The 23,476-nt window shown below is 65.4% G+C and carries 24 protein-coding genes; 3 read left to right on the top strand and 21 right to left on the bottom strand.

The features are described from left to right. Window positions 1–74 precede the first annotated feature (74 nt). Window positions 75–902: an alpha/beta hydrolase gene (locus AC1DBQ_RS11960; protein WP_476928704.1), complete on the bottom strand. Its 828-nt coding sequence runs from the start codon at window positions 900–902 to the stop codon at window positions 75–77. A 23-nt stretch (window positions 903–925) separates the two neighbouring features. Beyond that, complete coding sequence (locus tag AC1DBQ_RS11955; protein ID WP_476928703.1) at window positions 926–1,288, bottom strand: ATP/GTP-binding protein; 363 nt, start codon at window positions 1,286–1,288, stop codon at window positions 926–928. Window positions 1,289–1,352: 64 nt separating this feature from the next. Here AC1DBQ_RS11955 and nucS point away from each other — a divergent pair, with 64 nt between their 5' ends. Beyond that, window positions 1,353–2,048 carry an endonuclease NucS gene (gene nucS, locus AC1DBQ_RS11950; protein ID WP_476928702.1) on the top strand — a complete coding sequence of 232 codons (696 nt, stop codon included), beginning with the start codon at window positions 1,353–1,355 and terminating at the stop codon, window positions 2,046–2,048. Window positions 2,049–2,337: 289 nt separating this feature from the next. Continuing rightward, on the top strand, window positions 2,338–2,541 hold the full coding sequence (locus AC1DBQ_RS11945; RefSeq protein ID WP_011692441.1) for a cold-shock protein: 204 nt from the start codon (window positions 2,338–2,340) through the stop codon (window positions 2,539–2,541). 223 nt (window positions 2,542–2,764) lie between these two features. On the opposite strand, the gene AC1DBQ_RS11940 is transcribed toward AC1DBQ_RS11945, so the two are convergent. From AC1DBQ_RS11940 to AC1DBQ_RS11870, 15 genes are all read right to left on the bottom strand, one after another. Beyond that, window positions 2,765–4,630, bottom strand: coding sequence for a glycoside hydrolase family 15 protein (locus AC1DBQ_RS11940; protein WP_476928701.1), 1,866 nt, complete (start codon window positions 4,628–4,630; stop codon window positions 2,765–2,767). An 18-nt stretch (window positions 4,631–4,648) separates the two neighbouring features. Further along, window positions 4,649–6,004, bottom strand: a complete 1,356-nt coding sequence (locus AC1DBQ_RS11935) for a dihydrolipoyl dehydrogenase family protein (protein WP_476928700.1) — start codon at window positions 6,002–6,004, stop codon at window positions 4,649–4,651. Window positions 6,005–6,164: 160 nt separating this feature from the next. Further along, on the bottom strand, window positions 6,165–8,810 hold the full coding sequence (locus AC1DBQ_RS11930; RefSeq protein ID WP_476928699.1) for a bifunctional lysylphosphatidylglycerol flippase/synthetase MprF: 2,646 nt from the start codon (window positions 8,808–8,810) through the stop codon (window positions 6,165–6,167). Window positions 8,811–8,815: 5 nt separating this feature from the next. Then, window positions 8,816–9,247 carry a DUF2550 domain-containing protein gene (locus AC1DBQ_RS11925; RefSeq protein ID WP_476928698.1) on the bottom strand — a complete coding sequence of 144 codons (432 nt, stop codon included), beginning with the start codon at window positions 9,245–9,247 and terminating at the stop codon, window positions 8,816–8,818. A 10-nt stretch (window positions 9,248–9,257) separates the two neighbouring features. Further along, the gene (locus AC1DBQ_RS11920) at window positions 9,258–9,542 is read right to left on the bottom strand and encodes a F0F1 ATP synthase subunit epsilon (protein WP_476928697.1); all 285 of its coding nucleotides are present in this window, start codon (window positions 9,540–9,542) and stop codon (window positions 9,258–9,260) included. 1 nt (window position 9,543) lies between these two features. After that, window positions 9,544–10,998, bottom strand: coding sequence for a F0F1 ATP synthase subunit beta (gene atpD / locus AC1DBQ_RS11915; RefSeq protein ID WP_476928707.1), 1,455 nt, complete (start codon window positions 10,996–10,998; stop codon window positions 9,544–9,546). A gap of 81 nt (window positions 10,999–11,079) precedes the next feature. Next, on the bottom strand, window positions 11,080–11,973 hold the full coding sequence (locus AC1DBQ_RS11910; protein ID WP_476928706.1) for a F0F1 ATP synthase subunit gamma: 894 nt from the start codon (window positions 11,971–11,973) through the stop codon (window positions 11,080–11,082). A 76-nt stretch (window positions 11,974–12,049) separates the two neighbouring features. Continuing rightward, window positions 12,050–13,687, bottom strand: coding sequence for a F0F1 ATP synthase subunit alpha (atpA, locus tag AC1DBQ_RS11905; protein ID WP_476928705.1), 1,638 nt, complete (start codon window positions 13,685–13,687; stop codon window positions 12,050–12,052). An 87-nt stretch (window positions 13,688–13,774) separates the two neighbouring features. Next, a complete protein-coding gene (locus AC1DBQ_RS11900; RefSeq protein ID WP_476928696.1) occupies window positions 13,775–14,599 on the bottom strand; it encodes a F0F1 ATP synthase subunit delta in 825 nt (274 codons plus the stop codon). Then, entirely contained in the window at window positions 14,599–15,150 is a 552-nt protein-coding gene (locus tag AC1DBQ_RS11895) for a F0F1 ATP synthase subunit B (RefSeq protein WP_476928695.1), read from the bottom strand. The genes AC1DBQ_RS11900 and AC1DBQ_RS11895 overlap by 1 nt, the downstream gene beginning before the upstream one ends. Before the next feature lie 49 nt (window positions 15,151–15,199). Continuing rightward, window positions 15,200–15,418 carry a F0F1 ATP synthase subunit C gene (locus AC1DBQ_RS11890; protein ID WP_476928694.1) on the bottom strand — a complete coding sequence of 73 codons (219 nt, stop codon included), beginning with the start codon at window positions 15,416–15,418 and terminating at the stop codon, window positions 15,200–15,202. Window positions 15,419–15,554: 136 nt separating this feature from the next. Further along, complete coding sequence (gene atpB, locus AC1DBQ_RS11885; RefSeq protein WP_476928693.1) at window positions 15,555–16,355, bottom strand: F0F1 ATP synthase subunit A; 801 nt, start codon at window positions 16,353–16,355, stop codon at window positions 15,555–15,557. Window positions 16,356–16,446: 91 nt separating this feature from the next. Beyond that, a complete protein-coding gene (locus tag AC1DBQ_RS11880; protein ID WP_254788479.1) occupies window positions 16,447–16,797 on the bottom strand; it encodes a hypothetical protein in 351 nt (116 codons plus the stop codon). Continuing rightward, window positions 16,790–17,275: a hypothetical protein gene (locus AC1DBQ_RS11875; protein WP_476928692.1), complete on the bottom strand. Its 486-nt coding sequence runs from the start codon at window positions 17,273–17,275 to the stop codon at window positions 16,790–16,792. The genes AC1DBQ_RS11880 and AC1DBQ_RS11875 overlap by 8 nt, the downstream gene beginning before the upstream one ends. Before the next feature lie 105 nt (window positions 17,276–17,380). After that, window positions 17,381–18,487: an MraY family glycosyltransferase gene (locus AC1DBQ_RS11870; RefSeq protein WP_476928691.1), complete on the bottom strand. Its 1,107-nt coding sequence runs from the start codon at window positions 18,485–18,487 to the stop codon at window positions 17,381–17,383. A gap of 326 nt (window positions 18,488–18,813) precedes the next feature. On the opposite strand from AC1DBQ_RS11870, the gene AC1DBQ_RS11865 reads away from it, so the two are divergent. Continuing rightward, on the top strand, window positions 18,814–19,710 hold the full coding sequence (locus AC1DBQ_RS11865; RefSeq protein ID WP_476928690.1) for a glycosyltransferase: 897 nt from the start codon (window positions 18,814–18,816) through the stop codon (window positions 19,708–19,710). A 62-nt stretch (window positions 19,711–19,772) separates the two neighbouring features. Here the strand turns inward: AC1DBQ_RS11865 and AC1DBQ_RS11860 are convergent, their stop codons facing one another. Genes AC1DBQ_RS11860 through prfA form a run of 4 tightly spaced genes read right to left on the bottom strand, consistent with a single transcriptional unit; the run spans window position 19,773 to window position 23,349 of the window. Further along, window positions 19,773–20,540, bottom strand: coding sequence for a WecB/TagA/CpsF family glycosyltransferase (locus AC1DBQ_RS11860; protein WP_476928689.1), 768 nt, complete (start codon window positions 20,538–20,540; stop codon window positions 19,773–19,775). Further along, window positions 20,537–21,322 carry an L-threonylcarbamoyladenylate synthase gene (locus tag AC1DBQ_RS11855; RefSeq protein ID WP_476928688.1) on the bottom strand — a complete coding sequence of 262 codons (786 nt, stop codon included), beginning with the start codon at window positions 21,320–21,322 and terminating at the stop codon, window positions 20,537–20,539. The genes AC1DBQ_RS11860 and AC1DBQ_RS11855 overlap by 4 nt, the downstream gene beginning before the upstream one ends. Window positions 21,323–21,337: 15 nt before the next feature. Next, window positions 21,338–22,258: a peptide chain release factor N(5)-glutamine methyltransferase gene (gene prmC, locus AC1DBQ_RS11850; RefSeq protein ID WP_476928687.1), complete on the bottom strand. Its 921-nt coding sequence runs from the start codon at window positions 22,256–22,258 to the stop codon at window positions 21,338–21,340. A 17-nt stretch (window positions 22,259–22,275) separates the two neighbouring features. Further along, a complete protein-coding gene (gene prfA / locus AC1DBQ_RS11845; protein ID WP_476928686.1) occupies window positions 22,276–23,349 on the bottom strand; it encodes a peptide chain release factor 1 in 1,074 nt (357 codons plus the stop codon). Window positions 23,350–23,476 lie beyond the last annotated feature (127 nt).

Below are 23,476 nucleotides of genomic sequence, written 5' to 3'. Positions count from 1 at the left end.
CGGTGCGGCTGTCCTTTTTCGGTGCGGTTTTGACGATTTTGACTATTTTGACTAGGAGGTGCGGCGTTGCCGGCTCAGGCGTGCGCCGTGGCCACCGGCCCGTCCCATTCCTGCKGCAGCACGGTTCCAKCGCTTCCGGTTCCGGCACTGCCGGTCGCGGCGCGTCCAGGGAGGACCTCGTCCACGATTTCGTTAAGCACGCGCCCGGCGTACTTCTCCCCCACCCACAGGTGCTTGGCGCCGTCGACGCCTACCACCACGGCCTGCGGGACGACGGCGAACCTCTCCGCCGCCGCCGCGGGCTGCAGGTAGTCGTCGTGTTCGGGGACCAGCACCTTGAGCGGTTTGCCGGCCTCGGCCCACTCCTTCAGGTGCACGTCCGTGGCCCGGTGCAGCGGGGGTGAGAGCAGGACAGCCCCCTCGATCTCCGAGGCCACCGGCTCCGTGGCGCCGTACATGAGGGCGAGTTCGGTACCAAAGGACCAGCCAACGAGCCATCGGTTCGGCAGGCCGCGGTCCACTGCGAACTGCACGGCGGCCTCGACGTCGAGACGCTCGCCGATGCCTTCTTCGAAGGCGCCCCCGCTGGTCCCCCGCGGCGAGGACGTGCCCCGGGTGTTGAAGCGCAGCACGGCGATCCCGGCCAGGGCCGGCAGCCGGTAGGACGCCTTGCGGTAGACGTGCGAGTCCATGAAGCCGCCGTGCGTCGGCAGGGGGTGCAGCGTGATGAGCGTTGCCTTGATCTCGCCCGATTCCGGGACCGCCAGCTCGCCCACCAGCCGATGTCCGTCCGAGGTCCGGAGTTCGACGTTCTCCCGGCGGGCCGGCAGGACGGTGGAAGCGCGGATGGGGGTGGGCGCGGACGGCTGGGTGAAGACGTACGACGCCGGATCAAAAGTCATGCTGACAAGCTTATCGATACCTGTTACCTATACCGATACGTCCGTGACCGCCAGCAGTTGCTGTGCCAGTGCCGGCKCTCCGCAAGACCAGCGGCGGYGCCAAAGAGGTGGTCCTCGGACCAGACCACCAGGTGGGCGATCCCGGGMAGCACGGCCGTGGAGCAGCCGGGGCAGATGTAGGTCTTCTCGGCACGGCTTGYGGTGATGGAGCGGACCATCCATTCGCCGTCCGGTGCGCTCTCCCGGCGGGCAAAACCCGAGCGTGCGCGCTCCAGATCAAGTTCCGGCGCCGGACCGTTCCTGGCTCCGTGTTTGGCGCCGGAGCCTGATTTTCCTGACACGGTCTTTCCTGACACTGTGCGACGGGGTCGGTTGGAACGCGGCATGGTTCCATTCTGCCCCAGCCCGGCTGCCTCCCTGCTCCCCTGCACAGACGGTAGAGTGGACCGGGTGCGTTTAGTCATAGCCCGTTGCTCCGTCGATTATGTMKGCCGCCTCAAAGCCCACCTCCCGCTGGMCACCCGGCTGTTGCTGGTCAAGGCCGACGGCTCGGTCCTGGTCCATTCCGACGGCGGCTCCTACAAGCCGCTGAACTGGATGAGCCCGCCTGCCTCGCTGCGGGTCTCCACCCCGGACGAGGTCGACGTCGAGGTCGGCGTCGTCGAGCAGTGGACGGTCCAGTCCGCCAAGACCGATGACCGGCTCATCATCAACATTCATGAGCAGCTGCACGACACCTCCCACGAACTGGGGCAGGATCCCGGCCTGATCAAGGACGGCGTCGAGGCGGACCTCCAGCGGCTCCTGGCCGCGCAGATTGAACTGCTCGGCACCGGGTTCTCCCTGATCCGCCGCGAATACTTCACCGCGATCGGCCCGGTGGACATCCTCGCCCGGGACGCCGACGGCGCCACCGTGGCCATTGAGCTCAAGCGGCGCGGTGACATCGACGGCGTCGAACAGCTCACCCGCTACCTGGAACTGCTCAATCGGGACCCGCTACTGGCACCGGTCCGGGGGATCTTCGCGGCCCAGCAGATCAAGCCGCAGGCCAAGGTCCTCGCCAAGGACCGCGGAATTGACTGCGTCACCCTGGACTACGACGCCATGCGCGGCGTTGACGACAGCGAGTCCCGGCTCTTCTGAGTACGCCCCGCGGCAGGCTTTTCCGGGCGCCGATTMGCGTTAAGGGATTCTTTGCACAAAATTTATGCAATTCTCGCTTGCGCCCGTTGACCTGACGCAAGTGTCATGAAATTCTTATACGAGTCTTTGTGTAGGTGTTTTTTCATGCTCGCAAGACATGTTGCGAGCGTGAAGCTCCTGCCGCCACGGTCCGGGATCCGGGCCCGAAGCCAAGGTTCTTCTCGCAGAGTGACCAAGGCCGGTGTGAAGTGCGCCGGACTTATTCAAGATCCACAATGAGKAGAAACAAATGGCACAGGGAACCGTCAAGTGGTTCAACGCAGAAAAGGGCTTCGGCTTCATCACCCCGGATGACTCCGATGGCGATGTCTTCGTTCACTACTCCGAGATCCAGACCGGCGGCTTCAAGACCCTCGACGAGAACCAGCGCGTTCAGTTCGAGATCGGCCAGGGCGCCAAGGGYCCCCAGGCTACCGGCGTGACGCTGGTCTAGTCTCCCGCACGGAACTGCTGCGGCAATTCCCGCAATAAATGATCCCCGGCATTAGTGCCGGGGATCATTTATTGCATTGTTAGGCGCCCTGCTTTGTTAGGCGCCCTGCTTTGTTGGGCGTCGTGGTTTTTCCGTCCCGCTGCTTTTAGACGCAGCTGCAGATCATTTCGGCCGAAGGACCGCCCGGCGCCGGATTCCCGAAAGCGGACCCGTCAGGGACCAGTCACAGGGCGTCGTYGCCGTCGACGGCGGCAGGTGGCCGGTCCTTGTCCTCGGCGGCACGGATTGCCCAGGCGGCGTTGACGAGGCCGATATGGCTGAAGGCCTGCGGGAAGTTTCCGAGCAGCTCGTTGCTGTCCGGCGCGACCTMTTCGGCCAGCAGGCCCAGATCGGTGGCGAATCCTGCAGCCCGTTCGAAGACGGTGCGGGCGCGGCGGGTCTGTCCGGCCAGTGCCAGCGCATGGGCCAGCCAGAACGTGCACAGCAGGAACGTTCCCTCTTCCCCGGAGAGCCCGTCGCCGGCCTGATACCGGTATACCAGGCCCCGGCTGTCGGTGAGCCGGTTCTCGATGGCATCGATCGTTGCCAGCATGCGGGGATCATCGGCGGGGACAAAGCCGACGATGGAGAGCATCAGCGCGGACGCGTCCAGATCTTCGGAACCGTAGGCCTGGGTATAGGCGCCGGCGGTCTCGTTCCAGCCGTTCCTGCGGATCGAATCGGCGAGCTGCTGCCGGGTTTGATTCCAGTGTGGAACCCTGTCTTCGGCATCCAGGACGTTGGCGAGGGCGATGGCCCGGTCCACGGCCACCCAGCACATCAGTTTGGAATGCAGGTAGTGCCGGGGAGCGCCCCGGACTTCCCAGATCCCCTGGTCCCTTGACTGCCAGCGGGATGCGGCAGCATCGGCTGCGTCGGCAAGGAACTGCCGCGTCCCGGGGGCCATGTYGTTGAGATAGTCCGGGAGTGTGGCGGCGGCGTCGAGGAGTTCGCCATAGACGTCGAGCTGGCGCTGGCTCCATGCGCCGTTGCCCACCCGCACCGGGGYGCTGTCGCKCCAGCCGGGAAGGTGGGCGAGTTCGCGTTCGGACAGGTCGCGTTCCCCGCCGATACCGTACATGATCTGCAGCTCGTCGCCGCCGGTCAGCCGATCGGCGGCAGCCTCCGCGAGGAACTGGAAGAACCTTCCGGCCTCGTCCGGGCAGGCGGCCACCCACAGTGCCTGAAGGGTCATGCTGGCATCCCGGATCCAGGTGTACCGGTAATCCCAGTTCCGGGTGCCGCCGGCGACCTCGGGCAGGGACGTGGTCGGGGCGGCGACAATCGCGCCGGTCGGATAGAACGTCAGTGCCTGCAGGACCCTGCCGCTGGAAGCGACCAGGTCCTGCCACGGCCCCTCGTACCTCTGGTGCATCTGTGACCAGCTGCCCCAGCCCTCCAGCGTGTCCTCAATCCGGCGCGCGATGTCCCCMTGGCTCCAGAACGCCGGCGGTACCGGCCCGGCGTTCTMGTGGTGAAGCGCGAATCCCAGGACATCTCCTGCGCGCAGAACCGGCTTCGCCATCGCTTCGCCAGCATCCAGGTCGAAGGGGACCGGGGTGGAGAAGGCCAGGACGTCGGCTCCGCCGTGGACGAAGACGCCGCCGGCCGTTGCCTCAAGGAGTGGCCGGACCAGCCCGTATTCCGGCCGCGGTGCGAAAATTACCTCCATCGCGACTTCGCCGTCGAGGCAGGCCACCTGCCGCAACAACGTTCCGGGCGCGCCCGCGCCGAGCTCGTGGCCCCGGTTCCCGTCCCCCAGTACCAAGGCATCGGTGACCGTCACGGCCCCGCCGGCCGTGGTGTGGACCGTCTCAAGCACCATCGTGGGCCCGAGGTAGCGCCGGGTCGAGGAGTGCTCGTCCGCCGGCCGGATCGACCAGAATCCCGCGTCCTCGCCCAGGATCCGGCCAAACACCGACGGACTGTCAAAGCGCGGAAAACACAACCAGTCCACGGAACCCGCGGCGCTCACAAGCGCGGCGGAGCGGCAATCAGAGAGCATCCCGTAGTTGGCAATGGGCTGACTGACAATGGGTTCACCGGTCATCGGTACACGCCGCCGGGTTCACTTAAGACGGCCCAACGCGTCATCAATGGCGCGGTGGAATGTTGGATAGGCGTAGATCATCCGCCGCAGCGTGCTGACCGGAATCCCGGCGTGGACGGCCAGTGTCAGGGCCGATAATACCTCGCCTCCGGCAGGGCCCGCGGACGTCGCACCGACCAGTACGCCGCGGTCGGAGTCTTCGATGACCTTGATGAAGCCCTGGTTGCCGGACTTGTGGATCCAGCCGCGGGCGGATGTGGAAAGATCCGTGAAACCGACACGCACGCTCAGGCCCTTCCCCCGCGCCTGGGCCTCGGTGATGCCCACGGAACCGATCTCGGGGTCGGTGAAGGTCACCCGCGGAACCGCGTGGTATTCGGCCGGGGCCGGGTCGCGGCCAAGGATATGCGCCGTGGCGATGGCTGCCTGGTACATGGACATATGCGTAAAGGCGCCCTTGCCCGTGATGTCCCCGATGGCGTAGACGCCGTCGGCAATCAGCATGTGCTCATCGGGGTCAAGGAACCGGCCAGCCGGGTCCAGGCCCAGTGCAGCCACGCCGAGGGATTCGAGGCCGGTGGTGCGGCCCGTTGCGACCAGAAGCCTGCCGGCGCTGAGGGTGGAACCGCCGAGGTCTACCGTGAACGTGCCGGCAGAGTGCCGGACGTTTCCTATCCGTGCCCCGACATGGACGTCGATGCCCTCCTCTCGGAGCACGCCCCCGAGGAGCTTGCCGGCCTCCGGCTCTTCCGGGGGCAGCAGGCCCGGTGCCGCTTCCAGAACGGTGACCCGGCTGCCGAATCGCGCGAATGCCTGCGCCAGTTCCGCGCCGATGGCTCCTCCCCCGATAACAATGAGGGATTCCGGGATCTCGGTGGCGGCGATTGCCTCCCGGTTTGTCCAGTAGGGCACGTCGGCCAGCCCCGGGATCGGCGGAATCATCGGTTCCGTACCGGTATTGACCACAATGGCACGGCGGGCGGCGAACTCCTGGCCGGCCGCACTGACGTTCCGCGGCCCGACGATTCGGCCCCGGCCGCGGACAAAGCGGCCGCCTTTGCCGGTGAAGCGGTCGACGGCGACAGYGTCGTCCCAGTCATCGGTCGCCTCGGAACGGATCCGATCMGCCACCGGMACCCAATCGGGGCGGACGTCTGTCTCCCCGGCGAGGCCGCGGACCCTTCGCCCCTCTGCCAGGGAGTTACCGGCCCGGATCATCATCTTGCTCGGAATGCAGCCGTAGTAGGGGCATTCCCMGCCGACCAGGCGTCCTTCAATTCCCACCACCGAGAGGCCCGCTTCTGCCAGTTCCCCGGCGGCGGCCTCACCGCCCGGGCCCATCCCGATAACTACGACATCAACTTCCTCGGCCATGTAAATACCTMATCCTCGTCAATTYGGCACTACTAATTCGGCACTGCTAATCCGGCACTGCTAATCCGGCACTGCCGAAAACCCGGGTCCGAGCCGCGGCAGGCCAATCTAGCTCAGACACTAGTCCGAGTTCTGCGGTCGGGGACACACAACGCGGCAACTACCGCACCAGGGTCCGCAGCAGGCGTGCGCTCTGCCGGACGGACAACCCGGGAAGGTACGCCCGGCTCAGGGCCCGGCCCATCGCGGGCAGCTGCAGCGGATCCTGGTAGTACAGGTACAGCGTGCGGTAGTCCGGTTTGAAGCGCGACTTGAAGGTTGCCAGCGAGCGGAAGCCGTAGACCGGCTCCAGGGCCCGGCCCAYGACGTCGAGGATTCCGGCCAGGCCCTCGGGTCCCGCGTCGCCGTGTCCGCCGTCCCCCGGCCCCATGTCGCCGTCCCTCGCGTTTCCTCCCCCCGGGCCGCCGCGTCCGCCGCCGCCAACGCCACCCACGGCACCGCCACCGTCGTCGCCTTCGCGCTCCGCCGCATCATCTCCGGAGCGGTCCTTGGCCAGCGGTGAGCCGGACAGGGAGATGACCTCCACGGTGCGCTTGAGCTCCTGGACGGCGGAGGMGATGAGGAACTCCATGACGCCGGGAAAAGCGTCCCCGCGCCGGCGCATGAAGTCCAGGGTCCAGCTCACGATCCGCCCGTCCTCGAACACCGGCAGCCAGCTCGTGACGCCGTGCACCCGTCCCGCGGCGTCCACAGCCAGACAGCAGAGCACCTCGTCGTCGTCGAGCTCGTCCATGCTGCCGAGCGTAAAACCCATTTCGGGGACGTGCTTTTGAGCCGCCCATTCTTCGGAGACCTCGCTGAGCTGGGCGCGCAGCGGGGCCGGAAACCCGCTGTAGCGGCCCCAGACGGCGCGGACGCCGGTCTTCGCGGCACGGTTCAGGGCTGTGCGGACGTTCTGCCATTGCTTGCCCTTGAACTCGAGTTCGCGCACCGCAAGCCTGGTTTCCTGGGCCACGGCCACCCTGCGGAAGCCCCGGGCACTGAGCATCGGCCAKAGTCCGTCGGTGCAGGAGTAGAAGCACGGGATCAGGGCGTTCTCGGCGCAGTAACGCATGAAGCCGGCCGCGGTCTCCTGATGGAGCGCCGCGGGTCCGAACGGTCCGGCCAGCGTCAGGGCAATGTTGCCGTGCTGCTGGTAGGCGATCCCGCCGCGACGGTCCGGCGTGAACCAGTATTTGTTCGGTTCCCAGAGCGCCATCCAGGACAGCGAGTCGCCGCCCTGGCGGATGAGCTCACGGGCCGTGTCCCGGTCYCCGGAGCCGACGTCGGTACCGTTCATCCCGGTACCGTGAAGCCGCCGCCGCAGGACCAGCCAGACCGCGGCGAGGGCGACGCCCCAGAAGATGATGCCGGCATAGGCGAACAAGAAGGCCTCGACGGCGTTGCGGTTCTGGAACAGGCGGCTGTAGGTGCCGGGAATGGGCAGCGGCAGGTACTGCCGGGCCAGTTCCGCCACCAAGCCCAGCGGTCCGCCGTCGCGGTCCATCCCGCCGGCCGCCAGCCACGCCCCCGTGTAGGCGCCGGTGAGCGCCAGCCAGGTGCCGCCGACCACCAGGCCYAGGGTCCGCCGGGCCTGCGGAGCCGTCTCCACCCTGAATTGYCGCCGGTTGAACCAGAGCAGCACCACGACCAGCAGCGGCACGCCCACGAGCGGGAGGACATGGACGAAGCCTGAACCCATCACCGCCGGGCGGGACCGGTTGGGATAGTGCGGAATGYGGGCGAACAGGGCGAGGTACACGGCGGCCAGGGCCGTCACCCCCAGCTKGACAATGATGGCGATCCGCAGGGCAAGCCGGCGGCCCTGCCGCATGCCGTCCGCGCAGATCAGCAGGAGGACCACCGGGACGACCGCCAGCGCGAGGCCCAGCGGACCGGCGAAACCGGCGCGGCCGGCCTCCAGGCAGTTGACGTCAACGGTACCGCCGCAGTTTTCTTCCAGCTGGCTCAGCGTGGGTAACGGATTCAGCACGACGTCGCGCAACAGGGCGAGGGGCCCGGTGGGGCTGCTGACAACGGCCGTGAGGATCGGCCCCACCGCGAAGATGGTMACCGTGAGGGCCAGCAGGTTCCGCGTTTCCCGTCCCGTTGAACGGTGGCGGTGCAGGGTGCCCCGGTCGCCCTGGATCCACCAGCSCGCGGCCAGGCCGGCGAGTGCCCCGCAGAGCCCCACCACGGTCTCCGCATGGCCCACATAAAGCACCAGCAGCAGGGAGACGGACACGACGGCGGTCCGMAGGCGCCGTTGCCATAGCGTCGGCAGAAGCGCGCTGGCCGCCAGGACGACGGCGAGGACGGCCGCGTAGGGGCCGATCAGCCGGGCGCTGACCATGAGGCCCAGCCAGCCGTCGCCGAGGTACCGGGCAAGCTGCGTGATCAGCAGGAACAGGGTCACCGCCGCGAACTGGCCGACGAAGAAGAACACGGCCGTCCGGAGCGTGCCCAGATGCCTCTCGGCGAGGCCCAGCAGCAGCAGGATCATGAGGGACGCGGCGAGATAGGCCAGCAGATTGGTGGCGAAGAACAGGGACGTGAACAGCGACCACCAGTGCCCTGCCTTCAGGCCCGGGGCGCTGACGGACGCAATGGGCAGCAACGCGTGCGGCGGCCCTGACAAGAAGCTGCCCGTGAGCGCCCCGATGGCCAGGAAGGCCGTGAGGACTGTCAGAGTGAACGGTACAGCCCGGAAATGCGCCAGCGTCCGGCGGACGCCCTGCTTCCAGACGCCCAGCCATGATGCGTCCACGGGCGCTAGCGCCAGGTGCCGACGCCGATGACCGGTCCGGCCTCAAGCCAGGAAGACAATCCCGTGTAGGCGTCGAACCGCATCGCAAGAAGGACCTCCTGGCCTTCGTAGCGGAGCTCCACGATCACGGCGTCAGGCTGGACCTTGAGGAGCTCTGATTCGGTGGGCTTGCGCCGGCCCAGCAGCTCCAGGGAGCTGCGCCGGAAAGTGTGCTTGGGACGGACACTCAGTGAGACCAGCCGGAACCACTCGAGCTCGTTGTCCTGATAACKACAAACCCCCATCTGCCAGCTTTTTCCAGCCGTGCAGATGGAGGCGTCCACCGTGCCGAGGGCACGCCGCAGATTGAAGCGGCGCACCCCCGAAAGACACAGTGCAAAGACCAGCAACGCAAACGCAGTTGCCAGGACGATGAACGGCAAACCAATATCGTTCATCAAGGTCGTGCTAGCGGATCCCCGCAGTAGCCGCTTCGCCCATTTGGGCGTTGTCAGCAACAATGACCACCCTGTTGTTGTCGACGGAGAAGAACCCGCCGTCAACAACTACAGAGATGCGGTCCCCGGACACCGGCTCGATTGCCAGCTCACMTTCGGCCAGAATCGCCAGCAGGGGCGAGTGGCCGGGCAGGATTCCGATTTCACCATCGCTGGTGCGGGCCTTGACCATCTTGGCCGCTCCGGACCACACGAAGTGGTCCGCTGCGACAATCTCAACCTCAAGCTCAGCCATATTACTTGGTCTGTTCCTGGATMTTGGCCCACTGGCGCTCGACGTCGTCCAGGCCGCMGACGTTGAAGAACGCCTGCTCTGCTACGTGGTCGAGGTCGCCGTCGCAGATCGCGGTGAAGCCTTCAACGGTGTCCTTGATGGACACGGTGGAGCCTTCGACGCCGGTGAACTGCTTGGCGGTGTAGGTGTTCTGCGAGAGGAACTGCTGGATGCGGCGTGCACGCGACACGACGATCTTGTCTTCTTCAGAGAGTTCGTCAACGCCGAGGATGGCGATGATGTCCTGAAGTTCCTTGTTCTTCTGCAGGATCTGCTTGACGCGGACGGCCGTGTTGTAGTGATCGTGGCCGATGTACTGCGGATCCAGGATGCGGGAGGTCGACGTCAGCGGGTCAACGGCCGGGTACAGACCACGGGAAGCGATTTCACGGGAAAGTTCCGTGGTCGCGTCGAGGTGTGCGAAGGTCGTGGCCGGAGCCGGGTCGGTGTAGTCATCCGCGGGAACGTAGATGGCCTGCATTGAGGTGATGGAGTGGCCCTTGGTGGACGTGATGCGCTCCTGGAGGAGACCCATCTCGTCAGCCAGGTTGGGCTGGTAGCCCACGGCGGAAGGCATGYGGCCGAGGAGGGTGGAAACCTCGGAACCTGCCTGGGTGAAGCGGAAGATGTTGTCGATGAAGAGCAGCACGTCCTGGTTCTGCACATCGCGGAAGTACTCCGCCATGGTCAGGGCGGACAGTGCCACGCGCAGACGCGTTCCCGGCGGCTCGTCCATCTGGCCGAATACAAGGGCGGTGTCCTTGAGGACGCCTGCCTCTTCCATTTCAACCCAGAGGTCGTTACCTTCACGGGTACGCTCGCCGACACCGGCGAACACCGAGGTGCCACCGAAGTTGCGGGCAACACGGKTGATCATTTCCTGGATCAGCACGGTCTTGCCGACGCCGGCACCACCGAACAGACCGATCTTGCCACCCTTGATGTACGGGGTGAGGAGGTCGATCACCTTGATGCCGGTTTCCAGCATCTCCGTGGAGCCTTCCAGGGTCGCGAAGGCGGGAGCCTTGCGGTGGATCGGCCAGCGTTCGGTGATCTGGAGTTCGGACTMGGCAACGTCGAGGGGCTGGCCCAGCACGTTGAAGATGTGTCCCTTGACGCCGTCGCCCACGGGCACGGAGATCGGGGCACCGGTGTCCACCACGCTGGTACCGCGGACAAGTCCGTCGGTGGCCTGGAGGGAGATGGCACGGATGAGGTTGTCGCCCAGGTGCAGGGCAACCTCAAAGGTGATGGTCTTGGTCTCACCGTTGAGAGTGATCTCGGTGGTGAGTGCGTGGTAAATCGAGGGGATTGCGTCAGCCGGGAATTCGACGTCGACAACCGGGCCAATAACACGTGCAATACGGCCGGTAGCACCGGACGTTGCGGCTACGTGTTCGGTAGCAGTGGCAGTMATCTCTCTCACTTCACTCAGTAGATGGCGTGGGGTTAAGTTTATCTCTTGGTGCAGGTACAGCTGGATCCGGACCCGGACTGGCTAGGACGCGTTCAACGCGTCGGCACCGGCCACGATTTCGGAAAGCTCCTGCGTAATTTCAGCCTGGCGGGCAGTGTTGCGCAGACGCGTGTACTTCTTGATGAGGTCCGTCGCATTGTCGCCGGCGGACTTCATCGCCCGCTGGCGGGCTGCGAGCTCGGAAGCTGCTGCCTGCAACATGGCGGCGAAGATACGTGATTCGATGTAGCGCGGCAGCAGGGCATCGAGAACCTGCTCCGTTTCCGGCTCGAACTCGTAGAGGGGCAGCAGGTCCGATTCGGACGCGGCCGTCTCTTCGACAACTTCGAGCGGCAGCAGACGGACGACCGTCGGCTCCTGGGTCACCATCGACTTGAAGCGGGTGTAGACGACGTGGATTTCGTCGACGCCGCCCTCTTCGTAGGCGGCGGCGAAGTCAGCCAGCAGTGCTTCGCTGACTTCCCGAGCGGTCGCGAACTCCGGTGCATCCGTGTTGCCGGTCCATACGCGGTGGTACGGACGGTTCCGGAAGTCGAAGTACGCCTGCCCCTTGCGGCCGACCAGGAATGTCTTGACTTCCTTGCCTTCCTCGTGGAGCAGCTCGTTGAGGCCTTCGGCCTGCTTGAGGACGCTCGCCGAGTACGATCCTGCGAGGCCACGGTCCGAGGTGATAACCAGGACGGCGGCCCGGCGGATCTGCGCCGGCTCGGTGACCAGCGGGTGGTCGATTTCGCTCTGGCTTGCGACAGCAGAAACGGCACGCGTGATCGCGTTTGCGTAAGGCAGTGAAGCTGCTACGCGTGCGCGGGCCTTGCCGATGCGCGAGGTAGCGATCAGTTCMATCGCCTTGAAGATCTTGCGCATCGACGTCGTCGAGCTGATCTTMTGGCGGTAGACCCGGATCTGGGCTCCMATACTTATCCTTTCCTAAGATCCCGATGGCCGGGACTGCCGGAACCCGTGCGGGTCCCGGCAGTCCCTGCCAGCGAAACTAGCGCTTCTGCTTGACGATTTTTTCCTGGTCGACCTGATCCTCGCCGATGGGGGCGTGCTCCTCGTGCCCCGCGCCGACCAGGAGGTTGTCTCCCTCGCCGAAGAAGCCCTTCTTGAAGTCCACGATCGCGGTCTTCAGTGCTTCTGCGGTGTCATCGTCCATGACGTTGGTCTGAGCCAGCGTCGTCAGGATGGAGGACTTGTGCTTGAGGTGCTCCAGGAACTCGGTCTCGAAGCGGTTGATGTCTTCAACCGGAACGTCGTCGAGGTAGCCGTTGGTGCCGGCCCAGATGGAGACGACCTGGTTCTCGACCGGGAACGGCGAGTACTGGCCCTGCTTGAGCAGTTCCATCAGGCGTGCACCGCGGGTMAGCTGCTGGCGCGATGCTGCGTCGAGGTCCGAGGCAAACATGGCGAAGGCCTGCATGTCGCGGTACTGGGCCAGTTCCAGCTTCAAGGTACCKGAGACCTTCTTCATGGACTTGACCTGGGCGGCGCCACCGACGCGGGAGACGGACACACCGACGTCGACAGCGGGACGCTGGTTGGCGTTGAAGAGGTCGGACTGCAGGAAGATCTGGCCATCGGTGATGGAGATCACGTTGGTCGGGATGTAGGCGGAAACGTCGTTCGCCTTGGTCTCGATCAGCGGCAGGCCGGTCATCGAGCCTGCACCGAGCTCGTCGGAGAGCTTGGCACAACGCTCCAGCAGACGGGAGTGCAAGTAGAAGACGTCGCCCGGGTAGGCTTCGCGTCCCGGCGGGCGGCGCAGCAGCAGTGACACTGCACGGTAGGCCTCGGCCTGCTTGGACAGGTCATCGAACACGATGAGGACGTGCTTGCCGCCGTACATCCAGTGCTGGCCGATCGCCGAGCCGGCGTACGGTGCCAGGTACTTGAAGCCTGCCGGGTCGGACGCGGGGGAAGCCACAATCGTGGTGTATTCCAGGGCGCCGTTGTCCTCAAGGGTCTGACGGACGGCCGCGATCGTGGACGCCTTCTGACCGATGGCGACGTAGATGCAGCGGACCTGCTTGGTGACATCGCCGGAAGCCCAGTTGGCCTTCTGGTTGATGATCGTGTCGATCGCGATCGCCGACTTGCCGGTCTGGCGGTCACCGATGATGAGCTGACGCTGGCCGCGGCCAATCGGGATCATCGCGTCGATGGCCTTCAGGCCGGTCTGCATCGGCTCGTGAACCGACTTACGCTGGGTCACGCCGGGCGCMTGGAGTTCCAGGGCACGGGTGGTCTCGGCCTTGATCTCGCCGAGGTCATCGATGGGCTGGCCCAGCGGGTCAACCACGCGGCCGAGGAAGGCGTCGCCGACCGGCACAGACAGAACCTGTCCGGTGCGGTGCACTTCCTGGCCTTCTTCGATTCCGGTGAAGTCACCGAGGACGATGACGCCGATCTCGCGGACGTCGAGGTTCTGGGCCAGGCCCAGGGTGCCGTCTTCGAAGCGAAGCAGCTCGTTCGCCATGACCGAGGGAAGGCCCTCAACACGGGCGATGCCGTCACCTGCGGTTGTTACACGGCCGACCTCTACGCGCTCTGCGTTTCCGGGTTCGTAGGACGCCGCGAACTCGTTCAACGCAATACGGACGTCGTCGGCGTTGATGGTCAATTCGGCCATCTGCAGTCCCTGCTCTCCTGTTTTCGTGATCATCGTTGCTCACGATGACCGGGGTTTCTTGTCGTTAGGTTGTGCTTGTCCGGCTAGCTAAGCAAGCTGACGCTGGAGTTCACCCAATCGGCCGAGGACGGAAGCGTCAACCACTTCATCCCCCACCTGGATCCGGATCCCGCCGATGAGTGCCGGGTCAACGTTCATGTTGATCTTGAGCTCGCGCCCGTAGAGGGCGTTCAGGCCCACCTGCAGGCGGCTGGTCTGCGTCTCCGTCAGCGGACGGGTGACGCTGACCGTTGCAATCCAGCGCTGCTGGCGCTTGGCGGCAAGCTCGGCGAAGCGGCCAACGAGCCTGGTGACCTTGAGACCACGCGGAGCCGTGACAGCCTGTCCGATCAGGACCTTCGCTTCCTTGCTCGCACCAGGTACGAGCTTCTCGGCGAGGGTCACCTTGGCGGCCGGGCTGGCCTGCGGCTCGGACAGAGCGCGCTGGACCTCGTGGCTGGACTCGACGGAATGGTTGAAGGCGAACAGATCGTTCTCCAGCGATTCCAGTCCGGTGAGTCCGGAGGCAGAGACTGCCGACTTGTTCTCGGCAACAGCGATGACCACCGAAGCGGCAAGAGTCTCGAGTGCATCGCCGATATCCCGTGCCGATGCCCAGCGGGAGCTGGCCAGTCCGCCCGCGATCTCAACAGCGTCGGCGGAAACTTTCCCGCCGAAGAGCTGCTTGACCAGCGCCGACTTTTCGTCACCGCTGCGGGACGKGTCAGTCAGGGCGCGGCGCAAGCCAGCCGAGCTGTCCACCGTACCCAGGATGCCGAAGAGTTCTTCTGCCAACTGCAGCGACGCGGAGGGAAGCTTGGCTTCCAGGGCCGCCAGCGCAGCGGCCAGCGATTCGCTCGATACACCTGCCATTACTTAGCTACACCCGCGTTCTGGTTCTCCAGATCTGCCAGGAAGCGGTCCACCACTCGGGCCGACCGTGCGTCGTCGCTCAGGGCCTCGCCGACGATGCGGCTCGCCAGCGTCGTGGCCAGCGTGCCGACCTCCGCGCGGAGGGACACAACGGCCGCCTGGCGCTCGGATTCGATCTGCGTGTGAGCCTGTGCGGTGATGCGGGCAGACTCGGCAGCCGCCTTCTCCTTCAGCTCGGCCAGGATCTGGGCACCTTCGGCGCGTGCTTCCTCACGGATGCGGTTGGCTTCGGTGCGGGCATCCGTGAGCTGCTGCTTGTACTCTTCGAGTGCTGCGGAGGCCTCGGCCTGGGCCTTTTCGGCCTTGGCGATGCCACCCTCGATGGCCTCAGCCCGCTCTGCAAAGGTCTTCTCGAACATCGGGACAACGTACTTGACCACGATGTACATGAGGACAGCAAAGCCGGCGAAGACGACAAGCATCTCCCAAGGATTGGGAACGAGGGGGTTCGTACCGCCTTCGGTGKCGGCTGAGATGATCGCTTGATGCATATTTCACCMGTCCTTATCTACTCGGTTCTGGATGTTCGGTTTGTTCTGTTTACTTGAGAACGAACGCGAAGACCAGGCCAAGGATGGCGAGGGCTTCAGTCAGCGCGAGGCCGAGGAATGCGATCGGCTGCAGGACGCGCTGGGCTTCCGGCTGACGTGCCACACCGTTGATGTAGGCGGCGAACACGAGACCCACACMGATACCACCGCCGATGGCGKAGAGGCCGTAGCCGATGAGGTTGAGGGAGCCGTTGATGGAGCCTTCCATTTTTCTTCCTTTCAAGATGCCACCCATGTGGCAGGTTGTTTGGGTTGCTTCATCCCCGTGAGGGGAAGTCTTTTTGTGCCTTTGGCAGTGTGCCGCTGGCGCTGTGCCTTTCGGCGTTTGCCGTGCGGCTCTTTGCCTAGTGGCTGTCGGCGTGCAGCGCGCCTTCGATGTAGATCGCGGTCAGCAGCGTGAAGACGTAGGCCTGCAGCACCATGATCAGTGCTTCGAGCATGTACATGGCGATGGCGCCTGCAAGGACGAGTGCGGACGCGCCCTTGAGGAGAACATTTTCCTGCATCACGAGGAATTCAATGCCCGCACCGGAGATCATCACGATCAAGTGGCCGGCCAGCATGGTGGCGAACAGACGGAGGCTGTGCGTGACCGGGCGGACCAGGAAGTTGGAGATGATCTCGATCGGGACGACGATCGGGAGGATGTAGAACGGGACACCGGAAGGAACCGTCGCCAGCTTGAAGTACTTCAGGCCGTTCTTCTTGATGCCGATCGCGATCCAGGTGACGTAGACGATCGCTGCCATCACGTAGGCGCCGCCGACGTGCGAGAAGGTCGGAAGCTGGATCAGCGGGATTGCACCGTAGATGTTGTTCACCAKGATGAAGAAGAACAGKCTGAACAGCAGCGGGACGTACTTCATGAAGTCCCGGCCGCCGATGATGTCCTTGGCGATGCCGTTGCGGACGAAGCTGTAGGCGGCCTCGCCTGCGAACTGCAACTTGCCGGGAACGAGCTGCTGCTTCCGCGCAGCGATCACAAAGAATGTAGCGATAATGACAACCGACAGGATTACCAGCAGCATCTGCTTGGAAAATCCTTCGGCTGCACCCCACGGGATGATAGMCGGCAGGTGAAGTTCTTCAATTCCAGGAGGCGTGAAGGTTCCAGAATCTTGGGCCGGGAGCGCAAGCGCGATCAACGCGTTTCCTCTCTGCAGTGTCCATCATTGGGCGTTGGGCGGGGACCGGCGACATTGCTGCCCGCCTCTCCCCCTGTAAAATTATTTGGCATTACTGTTCCTCGTCCTGGGACGGGCCACGTGCAGCATTGCCGTCATCAGCTGAAGTTCTGTTACTGGTGAGGCCGTGCATATGAGAAAGATAGAACCCTCCCGCAGCTCCAAGCAGAGCGCCTGCGAGCACAATCCAGCGGGTTCCCCACAGATTATCCAGTCCCCACCCTATCAAACTCCAGACGATGATTCCGCCAACAATGTAGCTAAAGACGGCGATCCCGGCGTTGTATCCGCCGTCGCTGCCGTCCGTGGATACACCGGGGGCACCGGCCGTGGTTTTGGGTGTTTTGGCGACCTTATTGATCGGTCCGGTAACTGGCCTTCGACCCGTTTTGCGGCTAAACATCCGTGCCGCCATTCCGGGGTTCTGGATCGTTGTAAATCTGGAGCCTGGCCTTGCTGAAACCGTAAATCTCGGCCGCCTGCCAGAACACCACGGTCACGACGGCGCCGATMAGGAACCAGCGGCCGTGCAGCCAGGCGGGGGCTCCGATAACGAAGAGGACCACGGCAAAGCCGACGACCTTGACGAAATACGTCGCGACGAAYARTCCGATAGCTMCGGAGGGGTTGTTGCGGCCGACGAAGTGGCCGACCGMGAGGCTGATGGCAAAGAATGCCATCACCAGGGCTCCCCCGAACAGGGAGGACCAGAATCCCACGGCGCCGTTGACGAAGAAGGCGGTCACGCCGGTCAGCATCAGGGCGACGGCAGAKACGGCCGAACTCATGGCCAGCAGTCTCAGCCACAGGGATTTTGTGGGGCCGGAGACACCAACGGGTCCGTTGCCGGGAGCGGGTCCCGGTTCGGCGTTGGAGGTCATCAGATCCCAATCGTCGMGTGCGTGGTGAAGGTCTTGGTGGGCGGCGAAGTGCCGCCCCTGAATTCTACATTAGATAGAAATTATTCGGAAAAGCGCCGGAGCATGCTACTCCGGCGTGCCGGCGATCTGCCCCGGCCCGCGCTGCCGCAGGTACGGCCAGGCGGTCACCACGGCCATGATTGCGGCGGCCGCCAGATCGACGGCCAGGACTATGTGCCACGGGAAGATCGCGAACGCGAGGCCGCCGAAGGCCAGGATGCTGGTCCACAAGTACATCAGCACCACGGCGCTGCGGTGCGAGTAGCCGATGTCGAGGAGTTTGTGGTGCAGGTGGCCGCGGTCCGCCGACCACGGCGAGCGGMCCAGCGCGGTCCGCCGCACGACAGCCAGGCACAGGTCCAGGAGCGGCAGGAACAGCACGGCGAACGGCAGGAGGATCGGGATGATGGTGGGAATGCCGTTGGCCCGGTCGTAGAGCCCGGAGCTGATCTGACCGGTGGACACGACGCCGGCCGATGCCATGAGCAGGCCGATCAGCATGGCCCCGGAATCACCCATGAAGATCTTCGAGGGAAACCAGTTGTGCGGCAGGAAACYGACGCAGCTGCCCACCACAATGGCCGTCAGGAGGGTGGCCAGGTCCGAGCGGTCCAGCAGGACGGCGGTCCGGTGGACCCAGTAGGMCGTGAGGAAGAAGGCCGCTCCCCCGATGATCGCCACTCCTGCGGCGAGGCCGTCCAGTCCGTCGATGAAGTTGAACGCGTTCATGGTGGTCACGATCAGCCCGGCCGTCAGGACGATGCTCAGGGCCTCGTTCTGAATCACGAACGGTTCCGGGATGAACGGGATGATCGTCATCCGGACTCCCCAGATGGCCACGACCAGCGCCGCGGCGCCTTGGCCGATCAGTTTGACCCACCATCGCAGATCCAGCAGATCGTCCGCGACGCCGACCAGCACGATCACGGTGGCCCCGGCGAGGATCCCCCAGGGCGCGGTGTTGTTGCGGAAAATGTCCTGGACGAAGAACGATGTGCTCGCCGTGACCAGGGCCACCAGGACTCCTGCGAAGATGCCGAGGCCGCCGAGCCTCGAAATCGGCCTGGAGTGCATGTCGCGGCTGCGGATCGGTGAATACAGTTCCAGTTTGTTGCCCACAAKCCGGGCACCCCATGTGGCCGCGTAGCTCACGATCGCTGCCGTCAGCATCATGAGCAGATACATGATMACGGGAAGACCACCAGTCCTGAGCCATCGGCACAATCACAGGCGAAGGCATGACACKGCGGCATGCTCCGCAGCACCGGAGGCATCGGTGAGCTGCGGATATGGGGTGGATTCAATTGCCGTGGAACTGTCGTTCGAAAAATGAAACTTCTCCGTCGCCGTGCGCAGGGSAGGCAGTGCGTAGTGCCTGACAGGGCTGTATTACAGTGGACTCTAGTCAAGATACTAATGCCAACGGCCACCTGTCTTCGCGTCACACGGCCCTCCGCCGGCGGGAAAACCACTGACGGTCGTGCTGAAAGGACCCCGCGATGACCCCCTCGGTTGCAGTCGCTGCCGTGACGTTTGACCGTCCCAGGGAGCTGGCAGTCCTGCTGGATGCCATCAACAACCAGACCGCTGCGGTGCGCTCCATTTGCCTCGTCGACAGCGGCACCATGCCCTCGAAGGATGTCGCCGACCGGCACGCCAACGTGGACTACGTCMGGTCCGAGGCCAACCTCGGCGGCGCCGGCGGTTTTTCGCTGGCCATCCTCAAGGCCGTGGCCAGCGGAGCTGACTGGATCTGGATGATGGACGACGACGCCGAGCCCGCCGACCCGGAATGCCTCGCCACGCTGCTCCGCGAAGCCCAGGCCCGCGGCCTGGACGCCGTGGTCCCKCTCGTGCTGGCCCCCGGACACCCGGACCAGTTGTCCTTCTTCTTCCGCCTCAACGGCAAGGTCACGCACGAGCGCGCGGAYGTGGAAAAGGTCGGCTTCCTGCCCGGCGACGGGCACTTCTTCAACGGCGCCCTGATCCGTTCCGATGTCTTCTTCAAGGTGGGCCTGCCGGACATGCGCTTGTTCATCCGCGGCGACKAGGTGGACTTCACGCTGCGGCTCAGGAAGGCCGGGATCCGCTTCGGCACGGTCGCCACCGCCGCCATCACCCACCCGCACGCGTTTTCCGAAACCAAGCACGTCTTCGGCGCGCGGTGGCACGTGATCGTTCCGGATTCCGCCTTCAAGCGCTACTTCTACTACCGGAACCGCGGGTACATGATCCGCCGCCATTTCCGGGTCAAGTCCTTCATTGCTGACGTGGGCGGCTACCTCGGCTACTTCCTGCGCAGCGGCGACGTCCGCGGCCTCGCCGACTGGTTCCGCGCCTTTTCCACCGGGCTTCGCGGCAAGGGCTTCGGTCCGCTGGAGGACCAGAAGTTCTGACCGTTGCCGTTGCCGGCGCCAGGTCTGCCGGCGCTGAGTCCGTCGGTGCTAAGGCTGCGGCGCTAGGTCTGCCGGCGCAGCCGCCGGCGCAGCAGCAGGCCGAGCAGCACCCAGGGCTCGCCGAACACCCGGTAGGCCACCCGCTGCGGGTGGAGCATGAGCCGCCAGGCCCATTCGAGCCCGAGCCGCCCGATCCAGCGCGGCGCCAGCTTCTGGACACCGGCAATCTGTTCAATGGCACCGCCGACGGCGCAGTAGACAGCCGGCGGGAGCATGGCACGCCGCCGCGCCAGGACCTGTTCCTGCAACGGCATGCCCAGGCCCAGGAGCACAAGCTGCGGACGCAGCCGGGAGAGCCATTCGATGGCGCTTTCCTCAAGGTCCCGGTTCCAGCCTTCGCCGGGCATGCCGTCGACGCGCGCGCCGGGAACGATTTCCCGCAGCCTGGCCACGGCGCCGGCGTTGGCCACGGTGCCTGCGCCGATCACAGCAATCCGCTCGAGGCCCTCGACGTTGCCGAGGGCGGGAATYCAGTCGGTGGACCCCAGACGGTAGTCCATCACCGGGCCCCGGCCGTCGTCGTCTTCGCCGGTCTTGGCCCAAAGCCACAGCACCGGGGCGCCGTCGATCAGGACCACGTCGCTGCGCTGGTAAAACGACCKGAAGGCGGGATCGGAGTGCAGCAGGGTCACGCTGTGCAGGTTGTGTCCCACCACAATCCGGGTACTGCCCTCGGCGACGTACGTGCTCAGGACAGCGGTCAGCTCTGAGACCGTGAGGGGGGTCGCCTCGACGTCAAGGAAAGGGACGTGCTGGCGCTCCAGCGTCATGCGGAGCCGGATCCCGCGCCCGGCGCGTCGCCGGACTCAGGGACAGCTGCCTCGGCTGCAACAGCGTCGGGCACGGCTGCCCTGGCGGGGGCGTCCACAGACGCCGCAGGCTCGGGGGCGTTGCCGTCGACGTCCACGAGGTCCGGAACCACGGCGCGCAGTCGTTCGAGGCTGATGGCTCCCTGGCGGACCACGCGCAKCGGCAGGGCGGTCGCGTCGACCATGGTCGAGGCGAGGGCCTCGGCGCYGTCGGCGGGCCGCGGGCCGCCCTCAAGGTAGACCTCCACGGATTCGGCCAGCTGGGCTTCGGCGTCCGCGGCGGTCTGCGCCGCCGCGTGCCCTGTACGGTTGGCGGAAGACACGGCGAGGGGTCCGGTGAGCGTCAGGAGGTCCTGGGCGATCTCGTCAGCCGGGATCCGCAGGGCAACAGTCCCCTTGGTCTCGCCGAGATCCCAGTCCAGCGACGGCTGTGCGTGCAGGATCAGGGTCAGGCCGCCGGGCCAGAAGGTCTCGGCCAGCCGCCGCGCCTCGGCGGGAACTTCCGTGGCGAGACCGTCCAGGGCGTTGAGCCTGGGGATCAGCACGGGCGGCGGCATTTTCCGGCTGCGGCCCTTGGACGCGAGCAGCAGGGTCACGGCCAGGGGTGAAAAGGCGTCGGCGGCAATGCCGTAGACCGTGTCCGTGGGGAAGACCACGCACTTGTTCTCACGGATGGCCCGCTGGGCGTGTTCGAGTCCTGCGGCGCGCTGCTCAGCTGCCGTGCAATCGTAGCTAGTCGTCACTGGCCTATTCTTTCATCACTTGTCACACGATTCGGACGGTGTCAGCTCTGACAGTGCCGGCTCTGACGGTGTCAGTACTGACGCTGCCAGCACAGCGCTGGTGGCACGGTCCTTGCCGTTGAGGTCCCGGTGCGTCGTCACCTCGGACCATAGCCCGGTGCGGGTGAGCATCCCGGCGATCCATTCCGATTGCACTTCAGCGTGCTCCATCACGAAGTAGCCGCCGGGGACCAGCAGCCGGGCAGCCGAGGCGGCCGCCGCCGTCGGAAGTTCCAWGCCGTCCGCTCCCCCGCCGTACAGCGCCTCGGGCGGGTCGTGCAGCGCCACTTCCGGTTCGTTCGGGATCGCTTCAGCGGGAATGTAGGGCGGGTTGGAGACGACGACGTCGAAGGTGCCGTTGTGTTCCGGCAGCGCGTCGCGCAAGTCGCCGCGGACGAGGTGGACGCCAAGGGGAGCCAAGTTTTTCGCCGCCCAGGCGTGCGCGAAKACACTGTATTCCACCGCATGGACTTCGGCGCCYGGGATCTCGTGCGCGATCGAGCCTGCGATCGCACCGGATCCGGTGCCCAGGTCCACCACTTTGGGGTGTGCCATGCCCTGCAGCCGGTCAATCACCAGTTGCACCACGGATTCGGTTTCCGGCCKCGGAATGAAGACGCCGGGGCCGACGGCGAGTTCGAGGTAGCGGAAGTGCGCCACACCGGTGATGTGCTGCAGCGGGATCCGTTGCGCCCGTTCGGCGACGAGGTCGGCATACCCCTCCGGTGCCGGGGCGTCGCCGAGCATCAGTGCGCGCAGCCGGCCGAGCCCGACGCCGAGCAGGTGCTCGGCCAGGAGCTCGGCGTCAACGCGCGGGCTGGGCACGCCGGCCGCGGCCAGGACCTCGGTCGCCTCGCGKACGGCCTCCGCAAGGCTGGGACCATTGCCTGCTGTCATCACGGGGTGACCGGGGCCTATTCGCCGATGGCGTCGAGCCTGGACTGCTCGTCCAGTTCGATGGCCGACTGGATGACCGGTTCCAGGTCGCCGTTCATGACCTGGTCCAGGTTGTAGGCCTTGTAGCCGGTGCGGTGGTCCGCAATCCGGTTCTCCGGGTAGTTATACGTGCGGATGCGCTCGGAGCGGTCCATCGTGCGGATCTGCGACTTGCGCTGGGCCGAGTTCTCGGCGTCGATCAGCTCCTGCTGGTGCGCCAGGATGCGCGCGCGCAGCACGCGCATGCCGGCTTCGCGGTTCTGCAGCTGCGACTTCTCGTTCTGCATGGCCACGACGATGCCGGTGGGAAGGTGGGTGATGCGCACGGCCGAGTCGGTGGTGTTCACGGACTGCCCGCCGGGACCGGAGGACCGGTAGACGTCGATCTTGAGGTCGTTCTGGTTGATCTCGAGTTCCTCGGGCTCGTCCACTTCGGGCAGCACCAGCACGCCGGCGGCCGAGGTGTGGATGCGGCCCTGGGACTCGGTCACGGGGACGCGCTGCACCCGGTGGACGCCGCCTTCGAACTTGAGCCGCGCGTACACGCCCTCTGCCGGGTCGTTCGAGTTGCCCTTGACGGCCATCTGGACGTCCTTGTAGCCGCCAAGGTCCGACTCCGTCGCGGAGATGATCTCGGTCTTCCAGCCGCGGGATTCCGCGTAGCGGCTGTACATCCGCAGGAGGTCCGCGGCGAACAGGGCAGCCTCGTCGCCGCCTTCGCCGCCCTTGACCTCAAGGATCACGTTGCGGGCATCGTCCGGGTCGCGCGGGATCAGCAGCCGGCGCAGTTTCGCCGCCGCCRTCTCCAGCGCAGCCTCCAGTTCGGGTACCTCGGCGGCGAACTCGGGGTCCTCGTCCGCCATTTCCTTGGCAGCGGCCAGGTCATCGCGGATGCCTTCCCAGCGGTGGTAGGCCTCCACAATGCCGTTCAGCTGAGCAGAACGCCGCMCCAGTTTCCGGGCCAGCCGCTGGTCAGCATAGACAGCAGGATCCCCCAGCTGCGCCTGGATAGCGTCATGCTCATCCAACAGGCCCTGTACGGACTCAAACATTTTCAAAACCTCTTTCGACTCTCTCAAGTCTAGTTACTGCGGGTGGGTCCTTTTAAACCAACAACCGCTCGAGAAATTGGCGGCCAGGGAGTGGCTTCGGGCCTGCCGTAGCCGGGTGGCTCACGAT

The organism is Arthrobacter sp. 10T413_2 (genome assembly GCF_056394205.1).
Note: the sequence above shows the minus strand (reverse complement) of the source record. Positions and strands in the feature narration are given on the sequence as shown.

Excerpts from the sequence above, each read along its gene's own strand:
- AC1DBQ_RS11880 (WP_254788479.1), bottom strand. The coding sequence starts at position 16,797 with ATGTTTAGCCGCAAAACGGGTCGAAGGCCAGTTACCGGACCGATCAAT.